This is a genomic window from Bacillus sp. GMa5/1, from assembly GCF_050172015.1.
In the GTDB taxonomy this organism is placed as follows: domain Bacteria; phylum Bacillota; class Bacilli; order Bacillales; family Bacillaceae_G; genus Bacillus_A; species Bacillus_A cereus.
In genome coordinates this window covers 1-19,985 of sequence record NZ_JBNLYC010000081.1, presented here as the reverse complement: position 1 = coordinate 19,985, position 19,985 = coordinate 1, and the positions used below count along the sequence as shown (strand labels likewise).

Genomic DNA, 19,985 nt, shown 5'->3' with positions numbered 1-19,985 from the left:
CATGCGGTTTTAATCTTGTAGAAGCTGAAATTAGTACATAAAATTATATCGGCGATAATTCAAATATATCAGCGATTCTTTCATTTTATCGGCGATTTTCAAATTATATCGACCGATTCTTAACATATATCAGCGATTATATGTCGAATATCGACTTATCGACATTAAACGACAAGCCTTATACATCATACCTTTTAACAAACTATGTCACCAAATGTAATTTTCATATTGGGAGCGTATACAAAAGAAGAATACACATGAAATATTTTAAAAAATCGTAGTTCAGCTTCATATTGAGCTAGCGCATTATCATATGTTAATCCTCTGGCTATTAAACGTTCTACAAATTGTTGCTTATCACCCGGATCACCTGCAATCCCCTCTTCTTTTAATGATTGATACAAATCGTTTTTATCATTGTGATGCATATTTGAATCTAAAAAGTTCACTTTATCGCTTACTCTACATTCAATATTTTTCACACCTAATTCACTTAAATATATCGGTATTTTCATGCCTATATTGCCATCTTTACCATTTCTTTGCGTATCACTTTCAAATAATTTCTGCAAAACACCTAGCTGAATAAATTCCGATTGTTTCTCCCCATCTAGTAAATAAGAAGCCATATTAGAAATCCAATGTGGTTCAAAACAGATTATTTTTCCACCCTTTTTAACTGAATGTATCATTTTTTGTAGCATTGTTTCTGGAGTAGTCATATGTAATAAGAAAGCATGACAGATTGCTATATCGTATTTATCGTTCAGTTCAATTTCTGTAGCATCTCCTTCAAGAAATTCTGAATCATACGGAAGTAAACGAAACAACTCTCTGGCTTCAGCTAATAATGTTTCTCCACTATCAATACCTGTATACTTTGAACCTTCTGGGAGTAATGGCATTAATACTAATCCTAAATAACCATATCCACAACCGTAATCAACGATATGTACAGGCTTAGTAATCTTCCAAACTGTATTTACTAAAAAGCTTACATAATCGTCGTTGTAATATAAATCTCTCGTGTTTTTTAAATATGTTAGTTTATTGTTCCAATCATACGTTTCCAACATCTAACGCCTCCTTTTATATACAAAACTAAAGTTCTCTATATAATAGCCGTATTCCTACACTTTTCTTAAAATTTCAAAGCAAAAAAGCTAGTGTATTTTTAATAATACACTAGCTTTTTATTTGGAAGAAAAATTTAACAAGTACAATCACAATCAAAACAATCCGTACAGTCTAAATCGTCACAATCTGCTTTTCTCTTTCTTTTGTTTCTTTTAAGATAATAATACAGTAGCCCAAACAATAGTATACAAATAACAAAAGCTATTATTGCTTCTGTATACTTATCTTGAGTCATAAAACCAATTCCACTTCCGCCTGAAATAAAAATTAGAATTAAATAAATCCAGAACATCTATGTAAATACCTCCATTACTATATATCTTAAGATAATATCCATATAACACTAGAGGAAATGAATAATCCCATACCATTACCGCTTAATACACCAGTAGTTATTCTTAGCAAATTTGAGCTACTTCTCCATTTCCACTTTTGGGTGAACCCATCGATAAGTAACGGAATTTGAGCGAAAAATGATAGTATGATTGCCAAAAGAAATGAAGGTGTCATATAAAAATAAATTGGAAACATTAAAATACCAATAAGCATGCCTGTACAACGCGCACATAAAGGTATGTACTTTTGTAGTTTAAAAAAACTCCTATCTAATCTTCTATGACAAGGAATTTGTAAAATAAAAGTTCGAATCAATATGAATCACCCTCTCTAAAAAGATTTTAATTGATTTTGCAAAAAAAATATATATCCAATAAAAAAACAAACCAGGTTTATACTAGACCCAGTTTGTCAGTTTACTACTATGTTACATTTCCTCAGGTGCCTCCACCCCAAGTAAACGTAATCCTTCTTTTAATACAACCGTCACAGCATAAACCAATGCGAGTCTGCTGTCTTTTTCTTTGCTCTCTTCTAATATACGAACATTACCGTAATATTTATTGAATGATTGTGCTACATCTAATATATATTTCGAAATAATAGATGGCTCATTTTTATTGAAAGCCGCTTCAATTACTTGAGGGAATTTATTAAGTAATTTTACGACACTCCAGCTATGATCGTCTTTTAAAGCAAATGTACATGTTTCAAATTCTACACTTTCTTTTCTTAAAATAGAACAAGCACGTGCATGTGTGTACTGTACGTAAGGTCCTGTTTCTCCTTCAAATTTCAGCATATTTTCTAATGAGAATTCGATATTATGCATACGCTCATTTTTTAAATCGTGGAAGATGACTGCACCAACACCGACTTGCTTTGCTACTACTTCTTTTTGTTTTAAGTTTGGATTTTTCTCTTCAATATTTTGTTTTGCAAGTTCGATTGCTTCTTCGAGTACTTCTTCAAGTAAAATAACTCTTCCTTTACGTGTCGACATTTTCTTACCATCTTTTAAAATGAAGCCAAATGGTACGTGTTCCATACCATCAACCCAAGTATAGCCAAGTTTTTTTAATACGGTGAAAAATTGATTGAAATGTAAGCTTTGTTCTGGACCAACAACATATAGCGCTTTATCAAACCCATAAGTGTTTTGACGATATAAAGCTGCCGTTAAGTCACGCGTTGCATAAATCGTCGCACCATCTGATTTTCTAATTAAACAAGGCGGCATTCCTTCTTCTTCTAAATTAACGACTAATGCACCTTCTGATTCTTCAAGCAACTCATGTTCTTCTAAAATCCCAATAAAATCTTCCATTAAATTATTATAAAATGCTTCTCCCTGAAAATTAGTAAATTCTACGCCGAGAAGTTCATAAATGCGAGAAAATTCTTTAAGGGACTCATGACGGAACCAATTCCAAAGCTCTACCGCTTCTTCATCACCTTCTTCTAATTTCTTAAACCAAGCACGTCCTTCTTCTTCTAGTTCTTCGTCGTCTTTTACCTCTTCATGGAATTGGACATATAACTTAAATAGCTCACGTATTGGATCTTCTTTAACTACTGCTTCATTTCCCCATTTTTTATAAGCCGTAATTAACTTTCCAAACTGTGTTCCCCAATCTCCTATATAATTAATCCCTACAACTTCATAGCCACATTTTTCAGCGATATGTTTCAGCGAATTTCCTATCATTGTAGAACGTAAATGTCCCATCGAAAAAGGTTTCGCGATATTAGGAGAGGAATAATCAATTACTACTGTTTTTTCACAGCCAAAGTGGTTTTGACCGAACTCTTCTTTCTCCGCTAAAACTGTTTTTAATACTGCATCACTTACAGTTTCACGATTGAAAAATACATTTACATAAGGACCAACGGCTTCTACTTTCGTAAAAAACGGATCATTGAATTTCTCAGCAACTTCCTTTGCGATAAGAGCTGGTGCTTTTTTATATTGCTTCGCTAATGAAAAGCATGGGAACGCTGCATCTCCAAATTCATCTTGTTTCGGTGTTTCAATTAAATCTAAAATTTGTTTTTGCGTTAATTCATTCGTGAAAATATTAGATAAACTTTCCACAAACTGCATTTTATAATCCATGATACAACCTCCTTATTTTTTAAAACACAAAAAACTCGTCTCTAAAAAAGAGACGAGTTTTAACCCGTGGTACCACCCTTGTTGTTCGTTACGAACCACTTTCCCGTTTATAACGAGGACAGGGGGCCTCGGCTTTCTCTACTATTCGTTCAAGAAGCATCTCCGAAGTGCGCTTCATCTTTTTCTTCCGTACTAGGCTCACACCATCCCTAGCTCGCTTTCCTTCTAAAAAAGACTACTCTCTTCATCACAGACAGTATATTTAATTAATTATTGCTTATTATACATCTTTTCAAACAATTAGCAAGGGTGAATTACACCAAAGTGAAACTTAGCACTTTTTCTTTTGTATACATAAAAATTGTGTTTTTCAAATCTAGAACTACGAAAATGATCTTTTAAAACGACACATTTTCTCGCCACTCGTTTTGCCTCCGCAATTGTTTCATCAGTAATATCATGATACAAAGCGAAGTGTTTTAATCCTTTAATTCCGTCGGATTCTATGACAGTTTCTTCAAACATCGGATCAAGGTAAACAACATCGTAACTATTGTCTTCACATTGCGCTAAAAATGAAAAATGCTCCGTTTTCTTTACTTGAATTCTTTGCATTGCTTCATCAATTTCAGAAACGGATGAAGACCATGTTTTCAAACCATTTTCCATAATATAAGCCATATACTCATTGCCTTCAAGTCCTGTTACTTTTCCGCTTTCACCAACAACATAACTAGCTACAATACTATCTGATGCCATCCCGAGCGTACAATCTAACACTGTCATTCCTCTCTCTAATTGCGTGGCTTGTACAAACGGATCGTGTTCTCCACGCATTAACCTTTTCACACGAAACATCGCTGAGTTCGGATGAAAGAAAAACGATTCTTCCGTACCTTTCGGATAAATAGCTAATCGGTTCTTCCCTACGACAAGCACATCTTGTTCATACTGCTCATGCAGCTTATGTACTGGTATGTCATTACGTTTAACGAAAGAAGCATTTAATTCTGCGGCTACCAGCTTTGCATAATCTGTCATTTCTTTATTCGTTCTTCCTGCTGTTGTTACGATCATTGTTTCACCTCTATATAAAGAAAAGAGGGAGATTTACTCTCCCCCTTCTTTAGCAATTCTTTTCGAAAGCTTGTTCTAAGTTCGTAATAATTTCGTCCATAGTTGCACCTTCAATTTCATGACGGTGAATGAAGTGAACAACTTCTTTTCCTTTTAATAATGCCATAGATGGTGAAGATGGAGGAATTTCTCCGAAGTATTCACGCATTTTTGCAGTAGCATCTTTATCTTGACCTGCGAATACAGTTACAAGATGATCAGGTTGTTTTTCAGCACGAACAACCGCTTGACCTGCTGATGGACGTGCTAAACCAGCTGCACAACCACAAACAGAGTTTACAACTACTAAAGTTGTACCTGATGTATTTTCCATAAATTCTGTTACAGCTTCTTCTGTAGTTAACTCTTCAAACCCAGAACGCACTAACTCTTGGCGCATTGGGATTACCATTTGGCGCATGTATTCTTCATAAGCATTTGACATCTTGTAATCTCTCCTTCAACTTTCATTCCAAATTCATCATATCACGCTCTATTAATAGGTGCAAAAGAAAGATAACGATGATTTCATTTTTTTGTAGGGATTTCACAAACCCCACCGCGGCAATGTCCCACTGGAACAAGTTTTCTATTATTAGCGATATAATCGTATACTTTACTTCCAAAACCAAGTACGATAGATAACTTTATAAAAGGAACTGCAAACCAATAAGATGGAACGGCCTTTGCTAATACATCTATGCTCTGAATACCGTCATACCACTTATTATTTTTTAAAATATACAGTCTTTGTTCCATCTTACTTTGTAGTTCTTGAGAAAGCTCATACTTCTCAACTACATCTTCATTTCGAAATGAAACAAATTTCATCTTACCCTTTTTATCTAATTTTTTCGTACGTTCTGCAACGGCCGTACACATCGGACACCAACTATCATAGAAAACAATCATGCATTATTCCCCTTTACGTGACTCCGTCATTTGTTTCCATACAGAACCTTTTGCTTCTTCTCCGCCTTCAATACGCTCTAATGCTAGACGTGCTTGCATCGCTACTTCAAACTCTGGATCATCTTGCGCTGCTTTTAATGCTGGAATCGCACTTTCATCTCCAAGTTCAAATAAGAACATCGCTGCACGCCAGCGTACTAATTTACTTGGGTCTTTCAGAGATTTAATCATAACGAACATCGCTGCCGGATCACCTACATCTGATAAACAATCTCCTGCAGTACGGCGAACACTTACAGAGCGATCTAACAACGCTTTATATAATAACGGTAATACTTCATCACCTTTTACCATACCTAAATACGCTGTTGCTAAGCGGCGTATTGAAACTTTTTCATCATCTAACGCCATCTTCAACACTGGAATATCTTCTTCAGTAGGATCCATTTGTTCTAATGCTGCAAAACGGTTTTTCCAGTCAGAATCTTTCATCATCTCTTCTGTTACTTTATATGGCTCACGCTTTTGAATCGTTACTTCAACAGCACCTGCTTGATTTAATAATTCTTTAACCGTTTCATTTACACGTTCTTCTGAATAAGCAGCAACAATCTCTTCCACTACTTCTTTCCCAATTTCTTCAAAATTACCGTAACGTGTACTTTGTTCCACCCATTTACGCTCTTTTACAACGTTTGGTGCAGACATTTGCACTTTCATAATTGATTCTTTAAAACGATCTGGTAAACCAACACGTTCTTCCGTCGTTCCATCTGTTAACTTTACTTGCATTGGAATTGTAAAGAACATTTGAACAAACACTTTCACTTCTCCAAAATGAGCAAGTTGTTGTTCTTCACTTTCTTCCACTACTTCTTCGCCGAAAACAGCACGAACTTGTTGTAATAAAACTTTCCAGTCATACTTCGCATTTCGCTCCACTGCTAAAAAGTCGGCTACATGATATACACCTTTAATGCCTTCAATTTTCAAAATTTCTTGCACTTGCATTGGTGCTTGTTCTTTATTTTCATTTGTATAATTATTACGCGCTCCTGATGGTAATACTTCATTCAAAATAACTTTCATTGTATTTGGACTTGGCGTCGGTTCAATTGCTTTAATCTTCACGTAAAAAACTCTCCTTTATTGCATGTTCTTAGCTGTATTGTAACATGTTATCACTCTATACTCCTACTCGGATGCTTAATTTTACTACTTTCTTCCCGCTACCATACTATTTCATTCTTTTTACATTTTAAATTAGGAACGGGATTTTAAAAGCTTTCGTTTCCGATGATTTTTATTTTTTATCCATTTCTTGAGGCATCGCCATTATTTTTGAAAAAAACACGCTAAGCAAAAAAATATAATAAGCTATCCATATGGATAGCTTATTTACATAATTTTCGTTATTGGAAGACAACTATTTTTATAAATACAAAAGGCAGAAAAGTATATAGATTCTACAAAATATTTTGATTGTGATACATTTACAGAATCTCTTATTTTATAATTAATGTCTTATTATTTTTTGGAGGGAATTCGATGAAAAAGTTTGTTTTGATATTTGGGCCACAAGCAGTTGGGAAAATGACAGTTGGACAAGAACTAGCAAAGATGACTGATTTAAAATTATTTCATAACCATATGACAATTGATTTATTGGAGCCATTGTATGGATTCTCTTCGGAAATGTGGCGATTAACCCATCTTTTCCGAAAGGAAATATTTCAATCATTTTCAAAGAGTGAACATTATGGAATGATTTTTACATACGTATGGGCGTTTAATGAAAAGAAAGATTGGGATGATGTTGAAAGTATATGTAATATTTTTCGTTCCCAAGGGGTTGATATTTATTTTGTTGAATTAGAAGCTGATGTAGAAGAAAGACTTCAACGAAATAAAACACCTCATCGACTTGAACATAAGCCAACGAAAAGAAAGATTGAACAATCTGAACAAAATTTATTAAGCACATTTGAAAATTTTAGATTAAATTCAAGAGAAGGAGAAATTACAGAGAAAAATTATATAAGGATCAATAATACGAATTTAAATGCTACAGAAGTAGCTGAAATTATAAAGAAAGAATTTCAACTATAGTTTTTTTAACAAATTGAACAGTTCGGATTTTATGAATATCGTATACATTTCTAATTAACATAACGTCTCATTATCGGTTGCAACAAAAAGGAGGATTCCTTACTCTCAGAAGGAATCCCTTTTTTATTTTCTATCACTCGATTCATCTTTTTATACATTCCTATCCTGTGATGGGTTTTATGGTTCTCGTTTGTTACTGGATTAGCCAAAAAACGTTATAAAATTTTGTATACTCTTTACTTGTTTTTTCAAAAAAGCTGGCGGTATCCCCTCTTTAAGTTTATTAAAATACTTTCCACAATTTTTTCCGAAGCTATTACTTAAAATCACCTTTTATTACGATGCCCCTCCCGCCTTCTCTCCAAAAAGGTAATACTCTCAATCACAACTTCAGTTCTATATATTCTCTTGCCTTGTTCATCATCGTAATTACTAGTCTGAATACGCCCTGTAATCCCAATGAGTGATCCCTTCTTACAATATTCAGTTACATTCTCAGCCGATTTGCGCCAAACAACACAATTAATAAAATCGACTTGTTGTTCACCTAAACTATTTCGAAATCCTCTATTCACCGCAACACATATTCGTGCATAAGCGACGCCTTGTTTTGTGTAGTATAATTCTGGCTCCTTTGTCAATCTACCGATTAATACAACTCGATTCATCATAAGTTATACCACCTCACATGTTTTTCTTCATTGTAAGGAGAAATGTTTGAATGGTAAAAAGTACAAAATGATATATCCGTAAGTAAAAAGTATTATTTTAGACCTTACAAAACAAAAAAAGAAACCATACATAGTTCAAACATGTATAGTTTCAAAATTTATTACACTTCAGTACAAGATATGTAATATCCTCCGCGAGCCATCTTTATTTCAGCACGGTACATTACATTTTCTAAGTAGAAAGTAATCGGTTTAACTTTACTCTCAAATTTTAGTCTTTCATTGCATTTAGCCGCATATCTCTCTATTGCTGAAGTAATGACTTTTGATGATGGATACGTTAAAGCATCATCTAGTTCTATGAAAAAACTTTTAGAAAATAGCTTTTTCATAATCCCTTTCTTCTCTTTCATCATATTCCATCCCCCCTTAACTCAAGTTACCAATATCCATATTATACCATGAAATCAATTTATCTTTAAAAATAAAAAAATCCTGCATTTCTCATGCAGGATTTTTTATTAGTCATTTTTCGTAAAGTAAGAAACGAAACGAAGAATTTCTAAGTATAACCATACTAATGTAAGCATTAGTCCCATCGCAGTGTACCACTCCATATATTTCGGAGCTTGACTACGTACACCATTTTCAATTAAATCGAAATCTAGTAATAAGTTTAATGCAGCAACTACAATAACAACTGCACTAATAATAATACCGATTGTACCACCTTGGTGAATGTATGGAACAGTTACGCCAAACATATTTAGTAGGAATACGACTAAATACATAACCATAATTCCAAGTGTTGCTGCCATCACGCCTGTACGGAATTTATCCGTTACTTTTACTACGCGTGTTGCATATAACACTAACATTGCAAATAGAATTGAGATTGTTAGTAATACAGCATTTAAAACGATAGAATCGCCAAATTTCATTGTATAAACTGCTGAAATACTTCCTAACACAACCCCTTCTACCGCTGCATAGATTGGTGCACCAAAAGGTGAAATGCGCGGGAAGAACATAGACGCAAATGCGATGATTGCCGCAACGATTAAAGCACCAATTAATACTGGCATCTTCATCGTCCCCTGCATCATCTGTATGTATGAATAGACAGACGTTGCAAGTAGCAAGATAAGCATAATGAACGTTTTGCCTACTGTTCCGCCAATCGTCATCGCAGAAGCGCTTGCTCCCTCTTTACGGAATGCCTCTTTTTTCAACATTGGATTAGATGTTCTCATTGTTTCCCTCCTAAAATAGGTTCTACCAATAGTGTAAAGTTTTTCTCTTTACTTTTCAATATATGCAGCTTGTTTTTATTTTAATCCTTCAACGATGTCTGATAGTTCACTCCATCTTTCCATCTGTTTTTCTAGCTCTTCTTCTGTTTTCTGCTGTGCTTCAGATAATTCCTGTGCCTTTGTGAAGTCAGATCCAACTTTCGCAAGTTCTTCTCCAATTGACTCAATTTTCTCTTCAAGTTCGGCAATTGTATCTTCAATCGTTTCCCATTCACGCTGTTCATTGTATGAAAGTTTACGTTTACGTTGTTGTTTTGGAGCTTCTTCTACAACTTTTTTCTCTTTTTGAACTTCCGCTTTCTCCATAAGTTCTCTCGTTTTTTCCATTTCTAAATAATCTGTATAACTACCTAGAAACTCACGCACTTCGCCTCCGCCAGTAAAGATGAACAGTTCATCTACTACTTTATCTAAGAAGTAACGGTCATGCGATACAGTTAAAACGACACCTGGGAAATCTTCTAAATAATCTTCTAGTACTGTTAATGTTTGTGTATCTAGATCGTTTGTAGGTTCATCAAGTAAAAGTACGTTTGGTTCTCCCATTAAAATACGTAATAAATATAAACGTCTTCTTTCACCACCAGATAGTTTACCAAGTGGTGTACCATGTGAATGCGTCGGGAATAAGAAACGTTCTAACATTTGAGATGCACCAATTACTTTTCCATCTGTCGTATGAATAACTTCTGCAATCTCTTTAATGTATTCAATCATACGCTGATTTAAATTCATCTCTTCATTTTCTTGCGTATAATAAGCAACTTTTACAGTTTGTCCTACTTCCACTTCACCACTATCAGGAGATAACTTACCTGCAAGCATATTTAATAGGGAAGATTTCCCGCTTCCATTCGCCCCAATAATTCCGATACGATCACCCGGTTTCACAATATGATTAAAATTATGTAATACCGTCTTATCGCCAAATTTTTTCGTTACATCTTTTAACTCAAGTACTTTCTTTCCTAGACGACTTCCGCTTAGTGCAATATCAACTGACTGTTTTGCAGCTGGTCCTTCTTGTGCCTTTAGCTCATCAAAACGCTGAATACGCGCCTTTTGTTTCGTAGAACGGGCTTTTGCACCACGACGAATCCAAGCAAGTTCACGACGATATAAATTTTGGCGTTTCGATTCTTGTGCCAATTCTTGCTCTTCACGAAGTGCTTTCGCTTCTAAAAATGTACTATAGTTTCCTTCGTAGCTATATAGTTTACCATTATCTAATTCAAAAATACGATTCGTCACACGATCTAAGAAATAACGATCATGGGTTACAAGTAATACCGCACCTGTATATCTTGCTAAATATTCTTCTAACCATTCAACTGTCTCATGGTCAAGATGGTTCGTAGGCTCGTCTAAAATTAATAAATCAGGTGTTTCAATAAAACATTGTGCCATTGCGATACGTTTTTTCTGTCCACCAGATAAATTCCCAACAATTGCAGTGAAATCTGTAATTCCTAATTTCGTTAAAAGAGATTTCGCACTTGCATTTGCTTCCCATGCACTCATTGCATCCATACGTTGCTGCACTGCAAATAATTGTTCCTGTACTTTTTCATTACTTGGATCTTTTTCAATATTTAATAGTGCTTTTTCATAATCACGAAGAAGACGAATTAAAGGTGTATCACCATGGAACACTTGCTCTAATACTGTCAGTTTTTCATCAAACTCTGGTTGCTGTGATAAATAACTAATTGTATACCCACGTGAATGCGTCATATCACCTGTATCAGGAGTTTCTAATCCTGCAATAATTTTTAATAATGTCGATTTACCAGTTCCGTTTACACCGATAATTCCGACACGTTGTCCTTCTGTAATACTACATGATAATCCATCAAATAACGGCTTTTCCCCATATGATTTTGATAAGTTCTCCACAGTTAACATTTTCATATTTGTGCATTCCACTCTTTCATAAATTGTTCAATAAACTGTTCCATATAAAGATGACGAATTTCAGCCTCTTGTTTTGCTGCATTCGTATTCATTAAATCTTTTAATTTCAAAAGTTTTTCATAAAAATGATTTAAAGATGGATCATTATTTTTTCTATACTCTTCTTTCGTCATTTCTTCACGCGGCGGAATAGTTGGATCATACATTAATCTCCCTTTCGTCCCGCCATATGCAAATGTACGAGCAATTCCTATTGCGCCAAGAGCATCTAAACGATCCGCATCTTGAACAATTTTCCCTTCAAGTGACTCTACTGTGCCGCCATGGCCACCTTTATAAGACATATTGGCGATGATATGAAGAATATGTTTACTTTCCTCTTCTTCAACACGTAGCTCTTCTAACCAATCAGAAACTTTTTTCATTCCTGCTTCTTCACTTTCATTTAGCTTTTCATCTGCCACATCGTGAAGTAATGCTGCCATTTCAATTATAAAACGATTTCCACCTTCTTGCTCAGATAAAGAAATCGCCATTTTATGTACACGTTCAATATGATACCAATCATGCCCACTCGCATCTTTTTCTAAAATATGTTTTACAAAAGTAATTGTTTTTTGAATTTTTTCTTGTTTTGTCATTTTATCTTCACCCAGTTACTTATTGTAACACGCCCGCATTTTTTCATCACATATTTTCTTGTCCGCCCATACACTAGGTGGTAGGCATCATCATGAAGGAGGAATAAACATGTTCTATAATAATCAACCGCCTTATCCAAGGCAACCATTGTATCCTCAACAACAAGAACAGAGATACACAGAACAATACGAAGAACAAGAGTTACAGCAGCAAGAGCCACAATATGACGAAAATCCATATGCAACAACGCAAAACCAAGAAACTGAATTTCAACAAAATCCATATGACACACGTCCAAATTATGAATATCCTCAAAATCCATATGCAGCACCACAAAATCAAGAACAGCGATATCCTCAAAATCCATATGTAATACCACAAAACCAAGAACAACAATATCAACAGAATCCATATGCAGCACCACAAAACCAAGAACAACAATATCAACAAAATCCATATGCAGCACCACAAAACCAAGAACAACAATATCAACAAAATCCATATGCAGCACCACAAAACCCATACACAACTCAACCACAACAACCGCAATACCAACAACAAATGTATCAACCAAACTACGACGCACGTGTCTCACCACCTAAACCACCAACAATAGATCCAACTCAACCACAAATCTTACCACCTGGACCAACACTAGACATTACACAACCACAAATCTTACCACCTGGACCAATTACTGAACCAACACAACAACAAATTCAACAAGTTGTCGGTACACAGTTTTTACCTTTCAAGAAACCCGTACTAGATTTCGTAAAACCATGGGTAGATTACGGTTTAAATGAAGCAAAACATACATCACATGAACACGCATTAACAGAAGTTGCTGCGATTATGTTTTTAGTTGGTAAAGGCTTCAATCCGACGATCGCACATTATATCGTTGAATCTTGGGAGAAGAATGAACAGTTTTAGAATTGTTTATTTGATAAAATATAAAAAACACAAAAGTGCCAAACCCCTTATACCACAAGGGTTTTGGCACTTTTTAATATCTAAAACAAATTTTATTGAAATAATTATTTTTATAGATTTTCATACTTTTTTATATAGTACGTGAACATATACAGTACAAAATTACACCTTTGTATACACATTTTTAGAAACATCTTACGTTTATCAAACAATAACCAAAAGACGTACCTGCAACCTCATCATATAATAGATATTAAAAAGAGGACACTATAAGCGCCCTCTTCCTTAGGTTTTAAATATGTTCTCCATGATCCATAAACACTTCAATTGCTTCGTTTTGTGGTATGTCTTTTACATTAGTAAGACCAAAAGTAAAAACAGCGGATAACATCATCATTAATAAGATTGCTTTTTTCATTTTAGCGCCCTTCTTTCTATGCTCTTTTTGTCTGCATCTAAAGCGATGTGCAAATACTTGCTTGCTTTTCTGTGATTTTCTGAACCATAGAATCTTTCACCTAAAAGAGAAGCATATTCTTTTACCCAATCATATAATTCTTCTTTTTCAAAATACGAAATACCTTCTATAACCACATTTTCTAATTCTTCTTGCGGTACATAGTTATGTACTGCTTTTAAAATTCGGAAATGATGACGATAACATAAGTCGCTAATCTTATAGCCATTCTCAATATATTCATTAGCGATATGACTATAACCTAACTTAAAATGTTCTCTTGCTAAAAGAAACATAGTTTTAGCGTTATTTTCTAATGAATCCTCTAAGTGTTTAATTGCTAACTCTGGCATGTTTTGACTTGCGTATAAAAGTCCTAAATTATGCTTAACTCGTTTAATAAGAAGTTCATCATTAGATTTTTGGAAGGTACCTAGTGCTGAAAGTAAATATTCCTCTGCACTTTCGAATTCATTTAGTCGAATGTGTGCCATTCCTAAAGTATTTAAGCATGCTGCAGTTTTTAATTCATACCCTGGACTAATTGAAAATACTTCATTCGCCTTTGTAGCAAATTGAACTGCTAGGATCGGTTTTAATACGTGATAGTAATGGACTGCAAGCCAATAATTAAATTCAGCTTTTTCAATTTCATCATGCATGTACTCTAAAAACGTTTCAGCTTTTTCAAATTGCATTCTTGCTTCACTATGGTTTGCTTTATTAATAGCGTAAATTGCTTTAAATAAATGATGATAGTACTCTAAAAATGTTTCTGTAGACTCTGGTAAAGGCTCGATTTTGTCCAGAATATCTTTTGTACTATCCATATCCCGAATTAGCAGTTTATACCGTGCATTCAATAAAGCGTAGTAGACTAATATTGTTTGGTCTTCCTTAATATTATTGATTTTATTTGCAATATCTTCTTTTATTTTCTGAGACTGTAATACACGTTGTGAAATCATAGCTTGATACCATTCGTTTAATAATTTTGTGATTTCTTCTTTAGAAATAATGTCAACACTCATCTACTTCTACCCCCTTTTGTTAAATGTTATCATGACATGCTTGTTTGCATAAATAAGTTTTTGAATATTCTAACTTGAAAAAATTATTTTTGAATATTCATGTTAACAAAATGGTCCCTTTTCAAACCTTAAAAAAGAACACATGTTTGTTTGTAGTGGCATTAAAAAAACAAAAGTGAGGTATTACATCATGGGATATAACAGCTTTCCTGTAGTACGTGGAAGAGGTATGGTGAAATGGAATCCGTTTGCTTCAATACCGGAGCAATACGAGGAAATACATAGAATGTTTGAGGAACAATATAAAGTACCTAAACCTTTTTTAACACAAGATACTATGGAACGAATAGAAAGAGCGTTAATGCAATCTTTTCACGAGGAAGAAGAAATACATATCTCATACTATCGTGATGGAATGGTGCAAGACATGTACATAAATGTATTACATATTGAACCGATGACGAAAACTATATATTGTACAGATGCCTTTGGTTTGAATACTAAGTTTAAGTTTAATGAATTGGTGAATATAAATTAAAAGAAGCCGCCCGACAGGACTGAAGTGCACCCCAATTGTTAGACACAGCCTAACAATTTGGGTGCACTTCACATATATAGGTGGCTTTTGTACGACAAAAAAAAAGAGCTCTGCTATACAGCAGAGCAAAAGAAAAATATATAACCCTATAAAAATAATACAAATTATTGATACTTTCAAAAGACGAAATTTAAATTTCCATCACAATAATAGCTATGTTTAAGTATGAAACATTCTACCTTCACTATAGCTATGAATATTCTTATTTTAGAATTCCATAGTATCCAAATAGCTCTTTGAGAGATACCTCAATACCGAACTTCTTCAAAGAATCTTTTCTTTGTTCAAAGAGAAGTTCTAAAACTTTTTTCTTATCTTTGTCTCTTCCATAATGAATCAACCTATGACAGTTCGGACATATACTAACTATATTTCCAACAACATCTAAACTATTTTCAAAATCATGTTGCATTCTTAACGGTATTAGATGATGGGCCTCCATATAATTTTTTCGGCTGGCTTCCGATACAAATGTTTCATGTGTGTCATCTATTTCACATTTAAATTCTGCCTGTTTAATAGCTTGTTTAGCTTTTTTCGGATCACGAGGCCATACTTCCCTACCAGATTCCATTTTAGTTTTTTTTCGATTTTCCGGTTTCTCTTCTTCTGCAATCTTTACTTTACTAAAATCCGAATCAATATTAGCCTGATACATATCTTCCTCTTGCTCATCCTCAGAAAGAATAAAGCTCTCATTCAACGCTTTAATAATATTATCAATAGATTTATATTTTGCTAATTTTGTTGAATCAATATATGAATATATAAATTTAAAAGATTAAAATAAAAATAAGTACACATGTTTTATTAGGAGGTATATGTATGTCCAACAGCACTTCATGGCTAGATGAAATTATAGCAATATTAACCGAACTAGATGGAGCAGGAACACTGAATCAAATTAAAACAAAGGTTATGGAGCGTAATAAAATTGACTTGAATAGATACCAACACGAACAGTCTATAGCTGCAAGAATTAGAAAGACCATTTATCAGGTAAACTATCATAAAAACGTTCAATGGCCGCTACTAAAACTAAATCTTCTAAATGAGCAGTTTTAAGGTTGTTTATTTTTAAAAACATCAAAAATGCCAAATCCCTTATATCACAAAGGATTTGGCATTTTTAAGTATCTAGAACACGCGCTAAATTTAAGGAGAAATTAACAGACATGAGTCCGGTATAATGCCGTGTCCACACCCAAGGATCGGTTACATAAAATAGCGTATCTAACCTGGGAAGTCTATTGGCCTTTTTCCCTTATAGTAACGCTCTCTTCTACTAAGACCTTTTCTTTCTAGGGCCTACAATTAATTTAATCGCTGTTCTTTCTTCATTATTGATAGAAATCTCTTGAAACGCTGGAACAAAAGCTAAGTCAATACCACTTGGAGCGACGAACCCTCTTGCAATCGCAATTGCTTTAATCGCTTGATTTATAGCTCCAGCCCCAATCGCTTGAATTTCCACATTACCACTTGTTCTTAGTACTCCTGCTATTGCACCTGCGACTGAATTTGGGCTTGATTTTGAAGATACCTTTAATATATTTTCCATGTAAGTTGCTCCCTCTATTATTTAATCTCTCTTTCGTTACAATTTTAAATATTTTAGCGTATCTTTAATTACTATTCACACCAAAAACAAACAATGCTTCATATGTATATTATTCTATATTTTCTGACTTTTTCCTGCTCAGCTACGCAAATAAAAAATAAACTGAATAACCTAATATAAATATAGATAAATATTATATTTTCACCAAATGATAACATCCATACAGCTAAAGGTAATATTTCTGTTTTGTCAGACTAAATAAATATAGTAAAGTGAAATTTTAATGAGTGGGGGTTTAATTCATCCCCCACCTAACTTCTTTGCTTTCGCTGAATTTTGAGATGGGAGTCTTACTGCTCGGAAAATAGTGGGATAAACGTTTCCTCGTTACTTCAATCTATTTAGAAATTCCATTTATTTTTCTATCAAATTATAAACCTTATCATCTTCAAAAGGTGTTACAGGTAATACCCAAATACTACACTTCATCATTTGACCACTTTATATTCCAAATCTATTTCCTTTTATAGTACAAGCATACACGCCAATTGTGATTCATCTTCATAAACTACTATGTGGTTTAAATTTATTAAGAATAGGAGGTAATATTTTGGGTTCATACTATCATTCTTCAAACTCGTATAAAAAATGCTCATGCAAATCTTCTTCCAGTTCAAATAAAAAATGTTCATGTGACCATTCACATAAACGAAGCTGTCCTGCATACGGAACTTTTTGGCAAACTGAATTTATAACTGTTCCTTTTGGCGATCCTTTTCCATTTAATCACGTTGGACCTTTAGCAGGAGGTGTTTCCTTACTAAATCCTACTACTATACACTTTAGACAAGCTGGTGATTATAGAGTTTCGTTCATTTCCAGTATTAATACTACTTTAAATCCTGTATTTCCACATATCCCAGTCATAACTATATTTTTAAATAACAATCCACTTGCTAATAGTCAAGGTGACTTCGCTATTCAAATGAATACTTCATCAAATAACGAATGTCTTCAACTCGTTGGCGAAACAATTGTTACAGTGCCTGCTAATTCAACTCTTCAACTTAGAAATAATAGTGGTTTTAATCGTCAAAGTATTGTAACTTGTGACAATGGTATAAATTCAGTTGAATTAACAGTTACAAAACTAAGTTAAAATTATTTCTTCACATTCAGATGCTATTTCAGCATCTTTTTTTATTGAATAACAGTTTTTTCAACTTTTATTATCTCTCCCCACATAAAAAAGTGCAGAATTCTTTCTAACACAAGATTTCTGCACTTTTTATTATACTTATTTATTCTTCCTTATTTCTCTACATAAACCGACTTAACAATCGTACGATTATATGGTTTTCCTTCTTTATTCATCCCTTTTATATCCATCGTAACGTTATATACTCCCGGTTGTTTTATATCTTTCAAAGCACCTGTAAATGTATTCGTATTAACATTTTGTAATTCATTAAATTCAGAGACTAACTTACCTTCTTTATTAACGACTCTTACTGTTATGGAAAGATCCCCTTTCATTTCAGGTGCTACAGGTGATTTTTTCAGTTTATACTCAGGTTGATTTATTTTAACTTTTGTAGGCATTCGAAGAACAAATGGTGCGTCATCCTTGTAATCGCTTACAACTAAATATGCATCTTTCGACTGCTTCGCCATCATTTTGATTTTCCATTCGCCTACTTCTAATTTATCAAACTTAAACGTTCTAATTGTCGCCCCATTAAAAAAAGATTCGCCTTCACCAGTAGTTATAGCGCTATCTTTATTTGCATAGATTTTTCCTTTTGGAGATACCATTTGTACTTCTACATCAGAAGAAGCAGTTAGTATAGAAACGATTCCTTCCGCTTTTTTATCAACTGTAACGGTTTGCTCTATCCACTGATTTTGTGGTAATTCGCCTCCTAAAATATTTTGATTTGAAGTTGTATTTAATTGTTCTAGATCTCCATTTGAACTAGTGCTGGATGCTACTAAAGCTGGTAATCCCACATTTGTCGTACGTAAATATGGTTCAATTCGTGCAAAAACAGCTGATCCTTTTCTTATATTGTCATGATCAAATCTGGAATCTGTAAATAAATGTGTACCGTACGATAGCTTCGCACTCCATTCATTTACTAGTCCATCATTTGAACCGTACGATGATAAATATAACCCACCCATAGATAATGCAGAAAATGTTGGCCCCCAGCTAGTTCCAGTAGCCGTATAGTAACGGTTTAATTTAGCTGCTGGGTTGTTATCTATTATTGAACGAAACTTTGCCATTTCACCTATTTGTAACGAATACGTACCATCATCTTTTTGACCTAATATAGAAGCAAGCCACCCTGCCCACCAACTATATGACAAATCTGCTAAATTTGAGCCGTGATGCGGTGTAGCAAGTGTAATAACATTTCCAACAAATCGATTCGCACCATATTCAACTAATGCGGCTTGTGTATCAATACCACCTTTACTATGCGCTACAATATTAACTTTTTTACCGAAATGATTATATATTTCTTCAAGTTTTTGTGCTAACAACTTTCCGTTATCCCACTGACTAGCCGAACCTTTCCCTGCAGCATCATACAATTGTATAAACACTGTTTGATAGCCTGCTTTTAAAGCATAATCATACATATCATTTATATCATGATATACTGTCTTTCCATACCAACTATCAGCATTACCATTTCTTCCTTGTACAAAGAGAATTGGCGGTTTATTCTCATCATAATTAGCAGGTTTTTGGCCTAAAAACCATTCTCCAGGTGTGAATACTTCTGTATCAGGAAACCCCTTTCCAAGCTCTTTTATAACTTCTGCCTGTACATTTGTGCTAATCGTTGGAGCCATGATAAAAAATACAATTAGTAAGGCCACACATCTTCTCATCAGTCGCATATTACTCCCCCTATTTTTTTGAAAGAAGGTGTTCTTTATAATATTTTATATTTTCCCTTCCTTAATAATAGCTAATCTTTTATTTTTAAAAGATGTTAACCCTATTTTTAGAAGGTTACTAGTTGTATACCCTCTTCCTTAACTCTCGTTATTCTCTTTGTTTCTACCTCTTCCTTTTGATAGAATACGACAAAAAAGTTTCTCAATAATTGTTACCTTCGCT

General features: G+C 34.0%; 23 protein-coding genes and 1 other annotated feature. Of the genes, 5 read left to right on the top strand and 18 right to left on the bottom strand.

Going from position 1 to position 19,985, the window contains the following annotated elements:
* Positions 1–194: 194 nt before the first annotated feature.
* From ACQGSG_RS18095 to ACQGSG_RS18060, 8 genes are all read right to left on the bottom strand, one after another.
* A complete protein-coding gene (locus ACQGSG_RS18095) occupies positions 195–1,073 on the bottom strand; it encodes a class I SAM-dependent methyltransferase (protein ID WP_033685790.1) in 879 nt (292 codons plus the stop codon).
* A gap of 137 nt (positions 1,074–1,210) precedes the next feature.
* Positions 1,211–1,429 carry a hypothetical protein gene (locus tag ACQGSG_RS18090; protein WP_000498603.1) on the bottom strand — a complete coding sequence of 73 codons (219 nt, stop codon included), beginning with the start codon at positions 1,427–1,429 and terminating at the stop codon, positions 1,211–1,213.
* A 29-nt stretch (positions 1,430–1,458) separates the two neighbouring features.
* On the bottom strand, positions 1,459–1,788 hold the full coding sequence (locus ACQGSG_RS18085; RefSeq protein ID WP_000621475.1) for a DUF2085 domain-containing protein: 330 nt from the start codon (positions 1,786–1,788) through the stop codon (positions 1,459–1,461).
* Positions 1,789–1,900: 112 nt separating this feature from the next.
* The gene (argS, locus tag ACQGSG_RS18080; protein WP_098481230.1) at positions 1,901–3,589 is read right to left on the bottom strand and encodes an arginine--tRNA ligase; all 1,689 of its coding nucleotides are present in this window, start codon (positions 3,587–3,589) and stop codon (positions 1,901–1,903) included.
* Between the two features lie 45 nt (positions 3,590–3,634).
* Positions 3,635–3,849 (bottom strand) — a binding site (T-box leader).
* 40 nt (positions 3,850–3,889) lie between these two features.
* Positions 3,890–4,666: a class I SAM-dependent methyltransferase gene (locus ACQGSG_RS18075; protein WP_061139359.1), complete on the bottom strand. Its 777-nt coding sequence runs from the start codon at positions 4,664–4,666 to the stop codon at positions 3,890–3,892.
* Positions 4,667–4,715: 49 nt separating this feature from the next.
* The gene (locus tag ACQGSG_RS18070) at positions 4,716–5,150 is read right to left on the bottom strand and encodes a BrxA/BrxB family bacilliredoxin (RefSeq protein ID WP_000063706.1); all 435 of its coding nucleotides are present in this window, start codon (positions 5,148–5,150) and stop codon (positions 4,716–4,718) included.
* An 83-nt stretch (positions 5,151–5,233) separates the two neighbouring features.
* On the bottom strand, positions 5,234–5,617 hold the full coding sequence (locus ACQGSG_RS18065; protein WP_000634887.1) for a thiol-disulfide oxidoreductase DCC family protein: 384 nt from the start codon (positions 5,615–5,617) through the stop codon (positions 5,234–5,236).
* Between the two features lie 3 nt (positions 5,618–5,620).
* The gene (locus ACQGSG_RS18060; RefSeq protein WP_000692580.1) at positions 5,621–6,748 is read right to left on the bottom strand and encodes a conserved virulence factor C family protein; all 1,128 of its coding nucleotides are present in this window, start codon (positions 6,746–6,748) and stop codon (positions 5,621–5,623) included.
* Between the two features lie 417 nt (positions 6,749–7,165).
* On the opposite strand from ACQGSG_RS18060, the gene ACQGSG_RS18055 reads away from it, so the two are divergent.
* A complete protein-coding gene (locus ACQGSG_RS18055) occupies positions 7,166–7,726 on the top strand; it encodes an AAA family ATPase (protein ID WP_000714950.1) in 561 nt (186 codons plus the stop codon).
* A gap of 326 nt (positions 7,727–8,052) precedes the next feature.
* Here the strand turns inward: ACQGSG_RS18055 and ACQGSG_RS18050 are convergent, their stop codons facing one another.
* From ACQGSG_RS18050 to ACQGSG_RS18030, 5 genes are all read right to left on the bottom strand, one after another.
* A complete protein-coding gene (locus tag ACQGSG_RS18050; RefSeq protein ID WP_325842635.1) occupies positions 8,053–8,397 on the bottom strand; it encodes a single-stranded DNA-binding protein in 345 nt (114 codons plus the stop codon).
* Positions 8,398–8,558: 161 nt separating this feature from the next.
* Entirely contained in the window at positions 8,559–8,813 is a 255-nt protein-coding gene (locus ACQGSG_RS18045) for a DUF4318 domain-containing protein (RefSeq protein ID WP_325842636.1), read from the bottom strand.
* 105 nt (positions 8,814–8,918) lie between these two features.
* Positions 8,919–9,650, bottom strand: coding sequence for a Bax inhibitor-1/YccA family protein (locus ACQGSG_RS18040; RefSeq protein ID WP_001260655.1), 732 nt, complete (start codon positions 9,648–9,650; stop codon positions 8,919–8,921).
* A 75-nt stretch (positions 9,651–9,725) separates the two neighbouring features.
* Positions 9,726–11,621 carry an ABC-F family ATP-binding cassette domain-containing protein gene (locus tag ACQGSG_RS18035; protein WP_325842637.1) on the bottom strand — a complete coding sequence of 632 codons (1,896 nt, stop codon included), beginning with the start codon at positions 11,619–11,621 and terminating at the stop codon, positions 9,726–9,728.
* A complete protein-coding gene (locus tag ACQGSG_RS18030; RefSeq protein WP_000165967.1) occupies positions 11,618–12,265 on the bottom strand; it encodes an HD domain-containing protein in 648 nt (215 codons plus the stop codon). Before ACQGSG_RS18030 ends, ACQGSG_RS18035 begins: the two co-directional genes overlap by 4 nt.
* A gap of 109 nt (positions 12,266–12,374) precedes the next feature.
* Between ACQGSG_RS18030 and ACQGSG_RS18025 the strand changes: the two genes are divergently transcribed.
* Positions 12,375–13,202, top strand: a complete 828-nt coding sequence (locus tag ACQGSG_RS18025; protein ID WP_070757438.1) for a hypothetical protein — start codon at positions 12,375–12,377, stop codon at positions 13,200–13,202.
* 292 nt (positions 13,203–13,494) lie between these two features.
* On the opposite strand, the gene ACQGSG_RS18020 is transcribed toward ACQGSG_RS18025, so the two are convergent.
* Both ACQGSG_RS18020 and ACQGSG_RS18015 read right to left on the bottom strand, forming a co-directional pair.
* Positions 13,495–13,620, bottom strand: a complete 126-nt coding sequence (locus ACQGSG_RS18020) for a hypothetical protein (protein WP_000709202.1) — start codon at positions 13,618–13,620, stop codon at positions 13,495–13,497.
* Complete coding sequence (locus ACQGSG_RS18015) at positions 13,617–14,690, bottom strand: tetratricopeptide repeat protein (protein ID WP_000109862.1); 1,074 nt, start codon at positions 14,688–14,690, stop codon at positions 13,617–13,619. Before ACQGSG_RS18015 ends, ACQGSG_RS18020 begins: the two co-directional genes overlap by 4 nt.
* Before the next feature lie 190 nt (positions 14,691–14,880).
* Between ACQGSG_RS18015 and ACQGSG_RS18010 the strand changes: the two genes are divergently transcribed.
* Positions 14,881–15,228, top strand: coding sequence for a YolD-like family protein (locus ACQGSG_RS18010; protein ID WP_000541074.1), 348 nt, complete (start codon positions 14,881–14,883; stop codon positions 15,226–15,228).
* 262 nt (positions 15,229–15,490) lie between these two features.
* On the opposite strand, the gene ACQGSG_RS18005 is transcribed toward ACQGSG_RS18010, so the two are convergent.
* The gene (locus tag ACQGSG_RS18005; protein WP_000283853.1) at positions 15,491–15,946 is read right to left on the bottom strand and encodes an HNH endonuclease; all 456 of its coding nucleotides are present in this window, start codon (positions 15,944–15,946) and stop codon (positions 15,491–15,493) included.
* 167 nt (positions 15,947–16,113) lie between these two features.
* Between ACQGSG_RS18005 and ACQGSG_RS18000 the strand changes: the two genes are divergently transcribed.
* Positions 16,114–16,353 carry a hypothetical protein gene (locus ACQGSG_RS18000; RefSeq protein WP_000071988.1) on the top strand — a complete coding sequence of 80 codons (240 nt, stop codon included), beginning with the start codon at positions 16,114–16,116 and terminating at the stop codon, positions 16,351–16,353.
* Between the two features lie 220 nt (positions 16,354–16,573).
* Here the strand turns inward: ACQGSG_RS18000 and ACQGSG_RS17995 are convergent, their stop codons facing one another.
* Positions 16,574–16,849, bottom strand: a complete 276-nt coding sequence (locus tag ACQGSG_RS17995) for a stage V sporulation protein S (protein ID WP_000427801.1) — start codon at positions 16,847–16,849, stop codon at positions 16,574–16,576.
* Positions 16,850–17,459: 610 nt separating this feature from the next.
* Here ACQGSG_RS17995 and ACQGSG_RS17990 point away from each other — a divergent pair.
* Entirely contained in the window at positions 17,460–18,008 is a 549-nt protein-coding gene (locus ACQGSG_RS17990) for a hypothetical protein (RefSeq protein WP_000536153.1), read from the top strand.
* 152 nt (positions 18,009–18,160) lie between these two features.
* Here the strand turns inward: ACQGSG_RS17990 and ACQGSG_RS17985 are convergent, their stop codons facing one another.
* Positions 18,161–19,762 (bottom strand): esterase/lipase family protein, encoded by a 1,602-nt coding sequence (locus tag ACQGSG_RS17985; RefSeq protein ID WP_001238692.1) that lies wholly within the window; start codon positions 19,760–19,762, stop codon positions 18,161–18,163.
* Positions 19,763–19,985 lie beyond the last annotated feature (223 nt).